This window comes from Variovorax sp. P1_H2, from assembly GCF_056405295.1.
In genome coordinates this window covers 1-15,354 of sequence record NZ_JBFUCJ010000062.1, presented here as the reverse complement: position 1 = coordinate 15,354, position 15,354 = coordinate 1, and the positions used below count along the sequence as shown (strand labels likewise).

Here is a 15,354-nt window from a genome sequence, read left to right as displayed (position 1 = left end):
GTCGCACCGGACCGACGAAACGATAATTCACCGTCGAAGCTCCGCACCGAACGAAGATGAAACCCGCCGCGATCGTGCTTTGGCTCGCCACCGCCTGCGCGATCGCGATGGCAGCGCCCGCCATGTTTCAGGACCGCCTTCTCTACTACCCGGCCCGGGCGCAAGGCGCCGAGATGGTGTCTGCCGGGCTCGCCGCCTGGCCGGCCGATGACGACTTTCGGGGCCTGGTGGCGCAGCCTGCGGGACTGGCGCGGGGCACGGTCATCGTGTTCCACGGCAATGCGGGCCATGCCGGGCATCGCGGCTACTACGCCACGGCGCTGACCCGCCTCGGGCTGCGCGTGATCCTGGCCGAATACCCGGCCTACGGACCGCGCGACGGTGCGTTGGGCGAGGCCAGCCTGGTAGGGGATGCCGAGCGGACCATTGCGCTGGCGCATCGGCTGCACGGCCCGCCCTTGCTGCTCGTCGGCGAATCGCTGGGCGCCGGCGTGGCATCCGCGGCTGCCGTGAGTCAACGCGAGAAGGTCACGGCCCTGATGCTCATCACGCCGTGGGACACCCTCGAACACGTCGCGGCCCACCACTATCCGTGGCTGCCGGTGAGCTGGTTGCTGCGCGATCGCTACGACAGCGCCGCCCACCTCGCGTCGATCGGGCGCCCCGTGCTGGTGGCCGTCGCCGAGCGCGACCGCATCGTGCCCGCCCGCTTCGGCACGGCGCTGTACGAAGCGCTGCCCGGGCCCAAGCGGCTCGAGGTGGTCCGGGCCGCCGACCACAACGACTGGATCCGGTACGTGGACGATGCCTGGTGGCGCAGCGCCATCGGGTTCCTGCTCGGCGAGACCGATCCTCCTACCCGAAGGTGAATGCGTAGGCACGCTGTCATCCCTGCCCGGCGATCAGTATCTCGAACAGATCGTCCTCGCCCATCTGCCCCCCCTTGAGCATCAGCTCCAGCCCGTCGAGGGAGGCACGGTCGCTGTGCAGGCGGCACAACGGCACGCCGGGCGCCAGCGCGCCGTGGAAGGACAAGCCCCAGGCGTCGAGTGCCTGCACCGCATGGCTGGAGGTGTCGCCCCCGGCGATGCCGACGCGGCCGAGCGGCGTGGCGGCCAGGACGGCGGCGAGCAGGGCGGCCGTGGCTTCGGCGACCGCCCGTGCGGGCAGCGCCGCCCGGGCACCCTCCATGCCTTGCGCCACCGCGGTGCAGGCCAGCACATGGCGGCCTCGCGAGAGCCTCGCCGACAGCTCGCGGGCACAGGCCTGCAGCGCGGCGCCGTCCGCCTCGACGAGGCGCTGCGGGTCCAGTTGAACCTTGTCGTAGGACCGGGCGGCCGCCACCTGCCGGGCCGTGATCGGCGACAGGCTGCCGGCGAGCACCAGCACCGGGCCGCGCGCCGGGCCGATCTCCACCGGCGGCGCGCCGGAACCGCCGTGCGTCGGGCGACCGGCTGCCGGATGCGCCGCCGCTGCGCGCATCACGCTGCTGCTTCCGACCACGAGGAGCGGCGCTTCGGTGGCGTGGCGGTCCAACTCGGCGCCGATCAGCGCCAGGTCTCGCTCTTCGCCGACATCGAACAGCAGGGCGCGCGGCCGGCCAGCCAGCGCTTGCGCCACCCGGGCGCGCAAGGCGTCGCCGCCCTGCGCGCAGGTCGGCCAGGGAACGAGCGTGGCATCCAGGCCCTGCAAGGCCAGGTGACGGCGCAGGTCGGCTTCGTGCATCGGCGTGACCGGGTGCCGGCTCATGGTCGGATGGCGGTCGATGCGATGCACCTCGCCGCCGCTGCCGGCCRAGGCGAACAGGTTGCCGAACAGGCAGTAGCGGCCGAGGTTCGGCTGACCGCCGACGATCGCGGCCCAGGCGTGGCCGGAAGCCGGCAGCAGCGCGCGGACGGCGGCATCGATGTTGCCGGTGCCGGGTGCGCTGTCGAAGGTCGAGCAGACCTTGTAGTGCAGCAGCCGGGCACCGGAGGCGCGGAAGAAATCGGCCACCGGCGCGAGTTCGGCCGCCATCTCGGACGGCGTCATCGCGCGCGCCGCGCCGGCCAGGCCCAGGCAGTCCAGCGGGCCGGCGCGCGCCCGCTGCGCCGGCGTCGGCAGGCGCAGGAAGAGCCTGCTGCGCAGCCCGGCCTGCGCAGCCGTCGCCAGCGTGTCGGTGGCGCCGGTGAAGTCGTCACCATAGAAGGCGATGCGCGGCGCCGCGGCGGGGGGGACCATCGGCGTCAGGCCTTCGAGAAGAAGGACAGGGCGGCGGCAAGCTCCGGTGCCTGTCGCGCGGCTTCCTCGAGGGGCGTGCCGGCACGCGCCGCAGCCCAGGCCTGGCGGATGCTGGCCACGCCCGCCGCCGGGCCCATCGGATGCGCCAGGATGCCGCCGCCCGACATGAAGAGCAGGTCGTCGCTGCCGACGCCTTGCCAGGTGGCGGGCACGGTGCCGGCCCATTGGCCGGACGAGAAGGCCGGCATGACGCGGTCGTCGAGCGCCGCGGTCAGCGGCGCCAGGCAGTCGTGCGCCGAGGCGATCACCTCGGCGTCGTCCTGCGCGAACTTGCCCTGCAGCCCGTGCACATGCATGTGGTCGACGCCGGCCAGCCGCCACAGCGCCTGGTAGGCCTGGAAGCCCATGCCCAGCGCCGGATGCCGGGACATCGCGCCGTAGCCGTTGCGGTGCCCGTGCAGCGCCAGCGGCGTGTGGCGGCGCAGCGCCTGCACGGCGGAGAAGCCGCACCAGTTCAGGCTCGTCATGACGCAGCTGCCGCCCTCGCGCAGCACCAGGTCGGCGTGGCGGCGCATCGCATCGGCCTCGTCGGTGATGTTGAAGGCCACCATCACCTGCCGGCCGCTGCGCTGCGCGTGGGCACGCACGACCGCCATCACCGCCGGCACGCGTACGGCCAGCGGCGCATGGTCGGGGTTCGCGCAGACCTCGTCGTCCTTGATGAAGTCGACCCCGGCCGCGCACAGCCGGGCGACCAGTTCGGCGGTCTCGGCGGCCGAGAAGCCGACGTTGGGCTTGACGATGGTGCCGACCAGCGCGCCCGCGGCGACGCCGGTGGCGCGGCGGGTGCCGGCGATGCCCACCTGCGGCGGCTCGAAGCGGCTGCGGTAGGCGGCGGGGAACTGCAGCGATTCGAGCCGCATCCCGGTCACTTCGCCGAGGTCGTACAGATTGCCGGCCACGGTGGCGGCGAGCGTCGGCAGGTTGGCGCCGATGTTGGCGATGGGGAAGGAGATGTCGATGCGGGCCCGCCGCCAGGGTCCGCCGCCTTGCTTGCGCGACAGCCAGGCGTTGGGCAGGCTCGGTGCCTGCGCCGGCTCGAGTTCCTCGATCGCCAGGACGCTGGCGCGGGCCCGCAGCCGCAGCGCATCGGTCTCGCCTTCGACGCGGGCGAAGGTGCCGCAGGACTGCTCGCCCGCCATGACCTCGGCCACGGCGGCCGGATCGAGCGGGGTCTCGACCAGGTAGCGCGCCCGCAGGCGATCGCCGCTCGCTTCGTCGCTGGCCCTCACAGCCGCGCCAGGTCGGGAAAGGGCCGCACCGGGTCCTGGCCGTCCCAGTCTTCCGAGGCGCGGCGGATCAGGTCGAACATCCGGCCCTTCGGACCGGCGACCTCCGACAGCTCGATCACGGTGCCGGGATGGAACTCGGTGTCGAAGTAGATGAAGCGGCCCTGCGCGCCCACCTCGCCGCTCATCACCGGCGCGAAGCCCTGCGCCTGCAGCCGCGCCAGGTCGTCGTCGAAGTGCTCGGTCCAGTAGGCCACGTGCTGCAGCCCGGTGCGGCCGGCCTGCAGGAAGTCGCGGTACATCGACGGAACATCGTTGCGGGTCTGGATCAACTCCACCTGCACGAAGCCCGAGTTGGCCAGCGCCACCGAGTTGTGCGGCGCGTGCGCCTCGCCCCGGTAGCGGTAGTTCTCGATCGGCACCCTCGGGTTGTAGAACCAGGGCCCGACGCCGAGCGTGCGGCTCCATTGGTCCATCGCGGCTTCGATGTCGTGCACCACATAGCCCAATTGGCGAATCTGGCCGAGAAAGCGGCTCATGGTCTGTTGCTCCGGAAAAGAAATGGGGGCGGCCAGGGGGCCGTCAGGTCTTGAGGAAGCCGATGGAGATCCAGGGCACGGCCGCAACCAGCAGCAGGCCGACGACGAGCGCCGCCATGTAGCCCCAGATCGGGCGGATGCCTTCGACCGGATCCACCTTGCCGATCGCGCAGGCCGCGTAGTAGCCGACGCCGAAGGGCGGCGCGAACAGGCCGACGCCCATGGCCAGCACGACGATCATGGCGTACTGCACCTCGTGCACGCCGACCGCGCGCGCGATCGGGAACATCAGCGGGCCGAACAGCACGATCGCGGGAATCCCTTCGAGCACGCTGCCCAGCACCACGAAGGCGAGCAGCGACACGACGATGAAGGCGAAGCGTCCGCCCGGCAGCGCTGCCACCGCCTGTGCCAGGTCCTGGGCGAAGCCCGACTGCGTGAGGCCCCAGGCCATCGCGGTCGCCGCGCCGATGATGAAGACGATGGCGCCCGACAGCGTCGCGGTCTCCACCAGCATGCGCGGCAGCCGCTTGGAGTCGAACTGGCGGTAGATCAGGATCCCGGCCAGCGCCGAGTAGGCGATGCCGATGGTCGACACCTCGGTGGCGGTCGCGACGCCCTCGACCACCGCGGCGCGGATCACGAAGGGCAGCGCCACCGCCGGCAGCGCGATCGCGAAGGCGCGGCCGACCGAACGCAGGGAATGGCGCTCGACCTGGCTCAGGTCCTCGTCGCGGTAGCGCCACCAGACCACGGCGCACAGCGCCAGGCCGAGCACCACGCCCGGCAGCAGGCCACCAGTGAAGAGCGCCGCGATCGACACCCCGGTGACCGAGCCGATCGTGATCAGCACGATCGAGGGCGGAATGGTCTCGGTCTGTGCGCCGGTGGTCGCCAGCAGCGCCACCAGGTCGCCGGGCCTGGCGCCGCGCTTCTTCATTTCCGGGAACAGCACCGGCGCGATGGCCGCCATGTCGGCCGCCTTGGAGCCCGAGATGCCCGACACCAGGTACATCGCGCCGATCAGCACGTAGCTCAGACCGCCCTTCACATGGCCGAGCAGGCTGGCCAGAAACTGCACCATGGCCCGCGCCATGCCGGTCATCTCGATCAGCAGCCCGAGAAAGACGAACAGCGGGATCGCCAGCAGGATCAGGTGCGACATGCCCTCGTCCATGCGGCCGACCATCACCAGCATCGGCGTGCGCGTGGTCAGCGCCAGGAAGCCGAAGGTGGCGAGCGCGAACGAGAACGCGATCGGCACGCCCGCGAACACGCAGGCGCCGACGATGCCGACGAAGAAGATCACGAGGTTGAGCTTGCCGAGCGGCATCAGCAGCGGACCGGCGAGCCAGAGCAGGAGCACCAGTGCCGCCACCGAGCCCAGCGCGAGCACTGCCACGCGTACGTTGTCGAAGCGCAGCAGCCGGAGCACGCAGATCAGCGCCATCAGCGCCGTGCCCACCGGCAGCGCGAAGGCGCGCCAGGCGTTGCTGATCTCCAGGGCCGGCGTGACGATCACCGCCTCCTCGGAGGCGTACGCGTAGGCCGGATGGGCGATCAGCAGCAGGAACGCCAGCGCGGCCGCGACCGCGAAGACATCGAGGAAGGCCCGGGCGCCCGGCGAAGCCTTGGCGACGAAGGCGGTCATGCGCATGTGCTCGCCGCGCCGCAGCGCCACCACGGCGCCCAGCATCGACAGCCAGAGGAACAGGATCGAGGCGAGCTCGTCGGACCAGACCAGCGGCGCATGGAAGACATAGCGCGCGATCACGCCGCAGAGCAGCAGGGCCACTTCCGCCAGCACCAGCGCGCCGGCCAGCGTCTCGACCATCAGGCCCAGTCCGTGCTCCAGCGGACCCAGTGCCGATCGCCAGCCGCGCGCCGGCACCTGTGCGGGAAGCCCCACCACGCCGGCGTGCATCAGGACACCTTGCCGACCGACGACTCGAGCAGGGCCCAGGCCTCGTCGCCGAACTTGCCCTTCCATTCGGTGTAGTAGCCGGCCTTGCGCAGCTGTTCGCGGAATGTCTGCGGATCGGCGTTGTTGAAGGCCAGCCCCTTGGCGGCCAGGTCGCCCTGCAGCGTCTTGTCGAGCTTGCGCAGGTCGTCGCGCTGCTGCAGCCCGGCCTCGTTGAAGGCGCGCGCCATGATCGTCTTCAGGTCGTCCGGCAGGCTGCGCCAGGCGCGGCCGTTGACCACGATGTGGTAGCCGTCCCAGCTGTGGTTGGTGACGGAGCAGTACTTCTGCACCTCGTAGAGCTTGGCGGTCTGCACGATCGCCAGCGGGTTCTCCTGGGCGTCGACCACGCGGGTCTGGAGCGCGGAATAGACCTCGCTGAACTGCAGGCTGGTGGGCGAGGCCGACAGCGACTTGAACATCGAGATCCCCATCGGGCTCACCGGCACGCGGATCTTCATGCCGCCCAGGTCGGCCGCCGTGGCCACCGGCCGCGTGCTGGTCGTGACCTGGCGGAAGCCGTTGTCCCACATGCGCTCGAAGGTGTGGAGCCCGGCCTTGGCGAAGGCGGCGCGGATGCTGTCGCCCAGCTTGCCGTCGACCGCGCCCCAGACCTGGTCGTAGTTGGAGAAGGCGAAGCCGACCGCGGTGATCGCGCTGATCGGCGCCAGGGTGGCGATGACCATCGTGCCGGGGTTGAAGATCTCGAGGCCGCCGCTGCGCACCTGGGCCAGCATGTCGGTGTCGCCGCCGAGCTGGTTGTTGGGGAAGATCTTCACTTCCAGCCGTCCGTTGCTCTCGGCCAGGATGCGCGCGGCGGCCTCCTGGCCGCGGATGTTCAGCGGATGCGTGACCGGCAGGTTGTTGCCGTACTTGAAGACGAACTCGGGCGCCGCCTGCGCCAGGCGGGGAAAGGCACTCGCGATGCCTGCGGCGGGCAGCGCTGAAAGGGTGCGCAGAATGCCGCGGCGTGTGCGGGAAATCGGGTGATCCATGGCTTGTCTCCTGGTTTGGTATTCGTGGCGCGACGCCAAAGCCGACTTTGCTGCGCCCGGACCGAACCATAGGGGTCGCGGGCCCGGGGCGCAAATCGGCAATCTGATGGATTTTGATGTGTGGGCGAACCCTTGGCCGCGAGGGCTCAGTTGCAGCGTGCGTGCAGGCCGCCGTCGACCAGCAGTTCCACGCCATTGATGTAGCGCGCCTCGTCGGAGGCGAGGAAGACGGCGGCGTTGGCCACGTCCCAGCCGTCGCCCATCCGGCCGGTGGGCGACAGGCGATTGCGGGCCGCCACCATCTCGTCGGTGCTGGCGTAGAAGCCCGCGATCTGGCCGTAGATGTGGGGCGTGTCCATCACGCCGGGCAGGATGCAGTTGGCGCGAATGCCCTTGGCCGCGTATTGCAGCGCGATGCTCTGCGTGAGCGAATTGACCGCGCCCTTCGATGCCGCGTAGGCGCAATAGGCGTAGCCGGTCCAGCGCACGCCGCCGAGCGCGCCGATGTTCACGATGGCGCCGGCCTGCTGCGCCTCCATCAGCGGCAGCACGCACTTGCAGGTCAGGAACATGCTCTTGACGTTGACCGCCATCACGCGGTCCCAGGTGTCCTCGCTGGTTTCCACCGGGCCGCCCTGGGAGGTGATGCCGACGTTGTTGTGCAGCACGTCGATGCGGCCGTAGTGCGCGATGGCCCGGTCCACCGCGTTTTGCACCTCGGCCAGCCGCGTCACGTCGGCGGCCACCGAGATGGCGTCGAGGCCTTCGGCGCGGATCAGGTCCCGCGTCACCGCGGCCGCCTCGGGCGCGAGGTCGACCGCCACCACGCGCGCGCCGTGGCGCGCATAGGCCACTGCCGCCGCCTTGCCGTTGCCCCAGCCGTCGCCGATCGAGCCGGCGCCGAACACCAGCGCGACCCGGCCCTCGAGCCTTCTTCCCGTTGTCTCCATGTCTTCTTCCTGTGTCGTCATTCGCGGCCCTGGCGCCGGGAATGCATCTACGTTAGCCTCGGCGCCTTGATCGACGAAGCCGAATTTCTGATGGAATCTGATCGAATTGCCGAGGCGCCGAAAGACCGGCGGAAGGAGGCCGCATGGCGCGCACGCTGCCCGGCGTGAGCGACGTGGCGCAGCGCGCCGGCGTCTCCACCGCCACCGTCGACCGTGTGCTCCACCAGCGTCCCGGCGTGCGGCAGGCCACCGTGCAGCGGGTGCTCAAGGCCGCGGCCGAGCTCGCCTATCTGCCCGAGGGCGACCTCTACGCCCGGCTCGCGCCGCCGCCGCTGCGCATCACCTTCCTGCTGCCGAAGGACACCAGCCGCTTCATCAGCATGCTGGGCGACATGGTCGGCTATTCGCACGAGCAATGGGCCCCCTTCAACGTCAAGTGCCGCACCGAACTGGTCGAGAGCTTCGACCCGCAGGTGCTGGCCGCCGCCCTGCTGCGGCATGGCCGGCGCAGCGACGGCCTGGTCACGATGGCGCTCGAGCACCCGGCGGTGCGCGAAGCCGTGGCCACGCTGGCGGCGCGCGGCGTGCCGGTGCTCACCGTGATCTCCGACCTGGCCAATTCGCGGCGCGCCGCCTATATCGGGCTGGACAACAGGGCCGCCGGCCGCACCGCGGGCTACCTGATCGGCCGCTTCATCGGCAGCCGGCGCGCCAAGGTGGCGCTGATCGCCGGCAGCCTGAGCTATGCCGCGCACCAGGAGCGCGAGGCCGGCTTCCTGCACGTGATCGAGGAGATGTTCAAGTCGCTCGACGTGGTGGGCCTGCGCGAAGGCCATGACGACACGCAGAAGAACTACCGCCAGACCCGCGTGCTGCTCGACCAGCATCCCGATCTGGCCGGCATCTACAACATCGGCGGCGCCGCCGACGGCGTCGCGCGGGCCCTGAAAGAGGCCGGCCGCGTCGGCAAGGTGGTCTTCGTCGGGCACGGCCTCACGCCCGACACGCGCGGGCTGCTGATCGACGGCACCATGGACGCGGTGATCACGCAGAGCCCGCAGGCCACGCTGATGAACTGCGTGCGGATCTTCGCCAACCTGCGCGACCAGCGCGACACCTTGTCCGGCGTCGAGGCGACGCGCAGCCAGGTGATCTTTCGCGAGAACCTGCCGTAGCGCTCGCCAGGGTCCGCCCGGCTGCCGTCAGTCGAAGCTGACGCTGTCCGCCATCAGCGTGCCGTTGACCACCTGCGAGCCCGACACCGTCACCTTCGCGCCATTGCGGAGATTGGCCGCGGTGCCGCCGTTGAACACCACGTTGGGGGCACTGGCGTCGACGGGCTGTCCGCGGACGATGAAATTGGCGGCCGAGACATAGCTGCCCACGGTACCGACCACAAAGAACGATACGGGTCCACCGGTGCCCGGAACGTAGCGGATCCGGAGCTTCGTCGCGACCAGCGTTCCGTTGACCAGGATGCCCGCCACATCGACCTTCACCCCGTTGCCGATCGATTCGGCCGGGCCGCCCGTGATCTGGGCGGCCGAGGCGTCGACCGTCGTGCCCAGCAGCTTGAATGAGCCCAGGGCCGCATAGTCCGTGATGACGCCGGCCAGCTGGGCGACGGAGCCGTTGGTTTGCGGCACCGCGTTCCAACGTTGCACGCTCGACGCATCGAGCACGCCCGATGCACCTGATCCGGCGGCGGCGCGGACCCGCACGAAAACACCGTCCGCCAGGGTGCCGGCGTCGAGTCCGGCCAGGAATGCCGCGCTTGCGTACCGGACCGTGAGGCCGCCCAGCTTGAAGGATGCCGTGCTGGCGTCGAGATTCCGCACCACGCCGGTGACGATGGGCGAGGTCGCCGCCGCCTGCCGTGCGACGCGGGTGGCGCGCAGCACGCCCGCGGTGTCGGGCAGGCCCCAGACCTGGACCGCGATGCCCGGCATCAGGTCGGCGAACCCGCTGAGGTCCGACCACACCGTGGCCGTGTCGACGGTCACCAGCGTGCCCAGCACGAAGAAGCTTCCGGCCGCCGAATCGATCGACGACACGGTGCCGCGAAGCTCCGCCGCGGAGGCGATGGTCTTGGCGACGCCACTGGTGAAATCGGTGCTGACGGGGCCGGTGACCTTGACCGTCATGCCGATCTGCAGCGTGTCGGCGTCCTGGAGGCTCAGCGCCGCGCTGTCGGTGTCGTAGCGCAGGCCGTTGACGAAGATGCTGCCGAAGCCGTCGACCGAGCCGATGCCGGTGGCGTCCGCCGTGCTGACCCCGGTACCGCCGGATCCGACACCCGAATCGTCGCCGCTGGAAGCCGTCGTCGTGCTCCCGCCGACCGACGACGACGACGCACCGCTGGCGTCGCCGCCGAGGTCGCTGCCCGACGCCACGGCGCCGCCATTGGCGGCGCCCGCCTGGCCCAGGCCGGCCACACCGCTGCTGCCGCCCCCTCCGCACGAGAGCAGCATTGCCGTCGACAACGAAAGCAGCAGGACCTGGATGAATCTCGATTTCACGATTTGCCTTGATCTGGTTTGGCGGAGTGCAGTTGCGGCTTGTCCGTATCCTGGCCTTCATAGTAGGCGTAGATGCCGACCCGAACGCGGCCCCTCTCCTGGTCGCCGACCCGGTCGACGGCGCGTGTCATTTCGCGCGTGAGCTCGTGGTGCAGCGCGCCCCAGCGTTGCTTGGCAAGTTGATTGATCCGTTCGCAGTCTTCCAGCGTCACACCCGTCGCATAGACGGCGCGCTCGAGCAGGGGTGGCTGGCGCCCCTGCGTGTTCGCGACGGCCGCATTGAGGTGGTCCCGCGCATTGTCGCCCAGGAACGCCAGCATCGACTGCAGGTCCTCGGCGGGCACGAAGCCATCGGTCTTGAGTTCGACCTGTCCTTCGTTCTCGACCACCATGCGCAGCCTCAGCAGCTCGTCCAGGATCGTCCGGTGGTGCACGTTGCCGCGGCTGCCCTGCCGCGCGATGGATTCGAAAGTGATGGCGCCGTCGCCGGCAATCGGCAGCTGGCGCAAGGCGGAGTCTTCGGCGACCATCTGCAACCAATAGGTGAAAGTCTTGGCTGCCGCCGACATCTCGGTGGCCGGCAATACGCCGGTCGTGTCCCTGACCTTGGCGGTCACGGCCTTGCGGTTCAGCCCCGTGGTCACCGAGAGCTGGCTGATGTTCGGCTTCTTGACCCCCTTGGCGAGCCACAGGCGGTGCGCTTCGTCGAGCAGGAGGTCGCGCACCATTTCCTCGAGATGAGGGTGCTTCATTCCCATCGCCAGCGCGAGCCTGATCACGGGACGCAGGATCCGCGCGCAAGCCGCTTGTGTCCAGGCCAGCTGGTTTTCCATGGATGATGACTGTGCGTTTTTGTCGCCGCGCACTCGGGGGTGCGCGAGCTTGAATTTTTTTCTATCGAAGCCCCAAGGATCGCATGAAAGTCGCGGTCTCCATTTGGATCGTGAATTTGACGAAATGGGAAAACATCCCATATTCTGCGCTTCCGACCTCGCTTTGGAAATCACCGTGAACCTCCTTCGAACCCTGCGCATCGGGCTGGCCTGCGGCCTGCTGGCTTCCCTCTATGCCTGCGGCGGTGGCGGCGGCGGTGGGGGCAGCTTACCCATCAGCGGCAGCACCAGTCCCACGAGCACGGACTCGGGCACCGGTACATTGCGGCTGGCGATGACCGACGCGCCCGCCTGTGGCTACGACGAGGTCAACGTCACGGTCCAGAAGGTGAGGGTGCACCAGAGCAGCAGCGCCGCGGACGACAGCGCCGGATGGTCGGAGGTGGTCCTGAACCCCGCGCGGCGCATCGATCTGCTGTCGCTCACGAACGGCGTGCTCTTCGAACTGGGACAGACGCCGCTGCCTGCGGGCAAGTACACCCAGCTGAGGCTGGTGCTCGCCGACAACAGCGCGGGCTCGCCACTGGCCAATTCGGTGATACCGACCGGCCGCGCCGAGACGGCGCTCAAGACCCCGAGCGGCCAGCAGTCGGGTGTGAAGGCCAATGTCGACTTCGACGTGGCGGCCGGCAAGCTGGCCGATCTCGTGCTCGATTTCGACGCCTGCAAGTCGGTGGTCAGGGCCGGCGCCTCCGGCAACTACCTGCTCAAGCCGGTGCTGACCGTGATTCCGCGCTATGTGTCTGGCGTGGTGGGCTTCGTGGATGGCAGCATCGCCTTCGGCACCACCGTCATCTCGCTGCAGCAGGCGGGCGTCGTCGTCAAGGCCACGTCGCCGGACAGTGCCGGCAAGTTTCTCCTCCAGCCCGTGGCGCCTGGTACCTACACGCTGGTGGTGACGGCTCCGGGCCGGACCACGGCGGTGGTCAGCAACGTGGTGATCGCCGCCGAAACGGTGAGTTCGCTGAACCTCGCGAGCTCGGCCTTGAATCCCCCCGCTTCGCCCACTGCCGTGCTGTCGGGCAGCGTCACCACCGGGCTTTCGCCGATCGATGCCACGGTGCGTGCCCTTCAGCCGCTGGGCAACGGCACCACCATCGAAGTGGCGGGCGCTGCGGTCGACAGCGTGAGCGGCGACTACAGCTACACCGTGCCGGTGAACGCACCCCTGGTTGCGCCCTATGCACCCGGTCCGGGCGCGCTGGTCTTCGTGGCCGACGGCGGCGCAGCCGGCAACTACCGGCTGGAGGCCGCTGCCGGCGGTGTCACGAAAACCGCGACGCCGCCGACCCTGACACCGGCCATGGTCGTGTCGACCAACTTCACCTTTCCCTGACTTGCGGCAACGTGCCCCCTCCGGGTCGGCGGGGTGAGCGCGAAGCCGGCCCGCGATGGCTTCGTCGCGCGGGCGCCTTGCATCCAGCCCCTTCGCCCGGCAACGCGATCCCCGGAAATAGTGTGAACAGGCCCTACTCGATGATCCGGAACTGGTCGAGGTACTCGGTCTTCAGCGTCAGGCCGAGGCCCGGCTTGTCGTCGTCGAGCTGCAGGAAGCCGTTGTCGGCCACCGGCTCGCCGTCGAAGATGTAATAGAACAGCTCGTTGCCGACCTCGACGTCGTGCATCGGGAAGTACTCGCTCATCGGCGAAGCCAGCGTGCTCATCGTCAGGTGGTAGTTGTGCATCTGGCCCGCATGCGGGATCACCGGCACGCTCCAGGCCTCGCACAGCGCGTTGATCTTGTGCGCCGCCGTGATGCCGCCGACGCGGTTGGTGTCGTACTGCACCACGCTCACCGCCTTGCGCTCCAGCAGCTGCTTGAAGCCGTACAGCGAGAACTCGTGCTCGCCGCCCGAGATCGGGATCGCGCTGAAGGCGTTGAGCTCGGCGTAGCCGTCGATGTCGTCGGCGATCACCGGCTCCTCGACCCAGCGCGGCTGGAACTTCTCGAGCTTCGGAAGCATGCGCTTGGCGTACTCGACGTTCCAGCCCATGTAGCACTCGAGCATCAGGTCGTTGTCGTAGCCGATGACCTCGCGGATGGCTTCGACCGCCTTCAGGTTTTCCGCCACGCCCCGGGTGCCGTGCGCCGGGCCGTAGCCGAAGCGCGACTTGAACATCGTGAAGCCCTGGTCCATGAACCTCTGCGCCTCGCGCTGCATCTCGTCGAGGTCGGTGCGATAGAGCTTCGAGTAGTAGCAGGGGATCTTTTCCTTGGTGCGGCCGCCCAGCAGCTTGAACACCGGCTTGCCGACCGACTTGCCGAGAATGTCCCAGATGGCCAGGTCGACCGCCGAGATCGCTGCCATCGTCACGCCCTTGCGGCCCCAGGCATGGGTCGCGCGGTACATGCGCTGCCAGAGGTACTCGTAGTCCCACGGGTCCTGGCCGATCACCAGCGGCGCCAGGTACTGGTCGATGATGGCCTTGGCGATGCCCGGCGCCAGCGCCACGTTGCCGAGGCCGACGATGCCGCCGTCGGTCTCGATCTCGACCACCGTCCAGGCGTGGAAGCGGAAGGTGCTCATGGTCTCGGCCGGCGAATAGAGCAGGTCCATCGCGTTGGAGCAGAAGTTGCCTTGCGGCGGCACGGTCTTGCCTTCCCATTGGAAGACGCGGGCGCGGACGGATTTGATCTTCATGACTTTTTTCTCTCTCATCTAGGGGCGGGCTTGCGCGCCCCTTTGGGGAGTGCCCGCCAGGCKGGCATTCCCCATTCGGGCCGCGATTCGGAAGGCCTGCCAGGTGGCCTCGACACTGGCCTTGCCCTGGCCGGCGATGTCGTAGGCCGTGCCGTGCGCGGGCGTGGTGATCGGAATCGGCAGTCCGCCCTGAACGGTCACGCCGCGGCTGAAGCCGAGCAACTTGATCGCGATCTGGCCCTGGTCGTGGTACATGGTCACGATCGCCTGGTGGTCGCCGGCCTGCGCCTTCAGGAAGATGGTGTCGGCCGGAAAGGGGCCGTCGAACGGCGCCTCGGTCGGCCAGTCGCGTGCCTGCAGCGCCTTCACCGCCGGCGCGATGATCTCGACCTCCTCGCGGCCGCAGACCCCGCCGTCGCCGCCGTGGGGATTGAAGGCCGCGATCGCCACCCGCGGCTGCGCGACGCCGCTGGCCAGCAGCGAGCGGTAGATGAGCGTGGCCGCCTGCTCGATGCGCTCGGCCGTGATGTAGCGCGACACGTCCTTCATCGGCACGTGCGAGGAGATGCGCGAAGTCCAGAGATCGCCCAGCGTGTTGAACTCGCAGAAGTAGCCGGTGACGCCCAGGTAGGCGGCGAAGTGGTGCAGCTCGTCCTCGTGCCGCATGCCGCCGATCTTCATCGCCTGCTTGTTCAGCGGCGCGAAGCAGATCGCGTCGACCTCGCCGGCCAGCGTGGCGTCCATGCAGCGGTCGAGCACCTGCAGCACCGAGCGCCCGCCCGCGGCCTCGGCCTGGCCGCGGTGAACCTGCGCCGGGTCGATGCTGTCGATCGCGAGGAAGGCGGGCCGTGCAGTGCCGCCACGCTCGCGCACCGCGGCGAAGGAGGGCACGTCGTCGGTCTCGACCTTCAGGCCCGCGATGCGCTGGCCATCCTCCCACAGCCAGCGGTCGCCGACCAGCACGATGTTGGCGAGCGCGGCGGCGTCGGGCCGGGCCAGCAGGCGGGCGATCAGCTCGGCGCCGATGCCGGCGGGGTCGCCGAGGGTGAGTGCCACGACGGGCAGGGGTGAGGAGTCAGGCCGGCGCCGGGCCGCTCCCAAGGCGGCCTGGGCCCCCTCGGGGGGCAGCGACGACACGAAGTGCGGAGCGTGGGGGCTTTTCATTTCAGTTTTCCATCGCGCATTCGCGCCACCCGCGACGCATGAAACCGGCACAACCGAGGCGGGAGACACCGCGGAACTGGCTTTGCCAGGCCGCTGGTGTCGCCCCCTTGAGGGGGTACTCGGCTACACGAAGTGAGCCGATACGGGGGTGGGTTTTCATCTCAATCCAGCCGGATGCTGTTC

General features: G+C 69.5%; 14 protein-coding genes. 3 read left to right on the top strand and 11 right to left on the bottom strand.

What is annotated here, in order from left to right; all coding sequences use genetic code 11:
- Positions 1 to 56 precede the first annotated feature (56 nt).
- Complete coding sequence (locus tag AC1D2E_RS20480; protein WP_478199098.1) at positions 57 to 869, top strand: alpha/beta hydrolase; 813 nt, start codon at positions 57 to 59, stop codon at positions 867 to 869.
- A gap of 16 nt (positions 870 to 885) precedes the next feature.
- Here the strand turns inward: AC1D2E_RS20480 and AC1D2E_RS20475 are convergent, their stop codons facing one another.
- From AC1D2E_RS20475 to AC1D2E_RS20450, 6 genes are all read right to left on the bottom strand, one after another.
- Positions 886 to 2,220: a four-carbon acid sugar kinase family protein gene (locus AC1D2E_RS20475; protein ID WP_478199097.1), complete on the bottom strand. Its 1,335-nt coding sequence runs from the start codon at positions 2,218 to 2,220 to the stop codon at positions 886 to 888.
- Positions 2,221 to 2,225: 5 nt separating this feature from the next.
- Entirely contained in the window at positions 2,226 to 3,512 is a 1,287-nt protein-coding gene (locus tag AC1D2E_RS20470) for a ribulose-bisphosphate carboxylase large subunit family protein (protein WP_478199096.1), read from the bottom strand.
- Positions 3,509 to 4,048 carry a VOC family protein gene (locus AC1D2E_RS20465; protein ID WP_478199095.1) on the bottom strand — a complete coding sequence of 180 codons (540 nt, stop codon included), beginning with the start codon at positions 4,046 to 4,048 and terminating at the stop codon, positions 3,509 to 3,511. Before AC1D2E_RS20465 ends, AC1D2E_RS20470 begins: the two co-directional genes overlap by 4 nt.
- Positions 4,049 to 4,091: 43 nt before the next feature.
- Entirely contained in the window at positions 4,092 to 5,972 is a 1,881-nt protein-coding gene (locus AC1D2E_RS20460; protein ID WP_478199094.1) for a TRAP transporter large permease, read from the bottom strand.
- The gene (locus AC1D2E_RS20455; RefSeq protein WP_478199093.1) at positions 5,972 to 7,003 is read right to left on the bottom strand and encodes a TRAP transporter substrate-binding protein; all 1,032 of its coding nucleotides are present in this window, start codon (positions 7,001 to 7,003) and stop codon (positions 5,972 to 5,974) included. Before AC1D2E_RS20455 ends, AC1D2E_RS20460 begins: the two co-directional genes overlap by 1 nt.
- Positions 7,004 to 7,149: 146 nt before the next feature.
- A complete protein-coding gene (locus tag AC1D2E_RS20450) occupies positions 7,150 to 7,953 on the bottom strand; it encodes an SDR family NAD(P)-dependent oxidoreductase (RefSeq protein ID WP_478199092.1) in 804 nt (267 codons plus the stop codon).
- A 143-nt stretch (positions 7,954 to 8,096) separates the two neighbouring features.
- Here AC1D2E_RS20450 and AC1D2E_RS20445 point away from each other — a divergent pair, with 143 nt between their 5' ends.
- The gene (locus AC1D2E_RS20445; RefSeq protein ID WP_478199091.1) at positions 8,097 to 9,128 is read left to right on the top strand and encodes a LacI family DNA-binding transcriptional regulator; all 1,032 of its coding nucleotides are present in this window, start codon (positions 8,097 to 8,099) and stop codon (positions 9,126 to 9,128) included.
- A gap of 27 nt (positions 9,129 to 9,155) precedes the next feature.
- On the opposite strand, the gene AC1D2E_RS20440 is transcribed toward AC1D2E_RS20445, so the two are convergent.
- Both AC1D2E_RS20440 and AC1D2E_RS20435 read right to left on the bottom strand, forming a co-directional pair.
- Positions 9,156 to 10,472, bottom strand: a complete 1,317-nt coding sequence (locus AC1D2E_RS20440; protein ID WP_478199090.1) for a DUF5666 domain-containing protein — start codon at positions 10,470 to 10,472, stop codon at positions 9,156 to 9,158.
- Positions 10,469 to 11,479 carry a DUF6502 family protein gene (locus AC1D2E_RS20435; RefSeq protein WP_478199089.1) on the bottom strand — a complete coding sequence of 337 codons (1,011 nt, stop codon included), beginning with the start codon at positions 11,477 to 11,479 and terminating at the stop codon, positions 10,469 to 10,471. Before AC1D2E_RS20435 ends, AC1D2E_RS20440 begins: the two co-directional genes overlap by 4 nt.
- A gap of 1 nt (position 11,480) precedes the next feature.
- Between AC1D2E_RS20435 and AC1D2E_RS20430 the strand changes: the two genes are divergently transcribed.
- The gene (locus AC1D2E_RS20430) at positions 11,481 to 12,701 is read left to right on the top strand and encodes a DUF4382 domain-containing protein (RefSeq protein ID WP_478199088.1); all 1,221 of its coding nucleotides are present in this window, start codon (positions 11,481 to 11,483) and stop codon (positions 12,699 to 12,701) included.
- Positions 12,702 to 12,834: 133 nt separating this feature from the next.
- On the opposite strand, the gene AC1D2E_RS20425 is transcribed toward AC1D2E_RS20430, so the two are convergent.
- From AC1D2E_RS20425 to AC1D2E_RS20415, 3 genes are all read right to left on the bottom strand, one after another.
- A complete protein-coding gene (locus AC1D2E_RS20425; protein WP_478199087.1) occupies positions 12,835 to 14,007 on the bottom strand; it encodes an L-rhamnonate dehydratase in 1,173 nt (390 codons plus the stop codon).
- Positions 14,008 to 14,025: 18 nt separating this feature from the next.
- Positions 14,026 to 15,171, bottom strand: a complete 1,146-nt coding sequence (locus AC1D2E_RS20420; RefSeq protein WP_478199086.1) for a 4-hydroxythreonine-4-phosphate dehydrogenase PdxA — start codon at positions 15,169 to 15,171, stop codon at positions 14,026 to 14,028.
- 1 nt (position 15,172) lies between these two features.
- Positions 15,173 to 15,354 (bottom strand): hypothetical protein (locus AC1D2E_RS20415; RefSeq protein ID WP_478199085.1); only part of this gene is annotated, 182 nt, incomplete at its 5' end.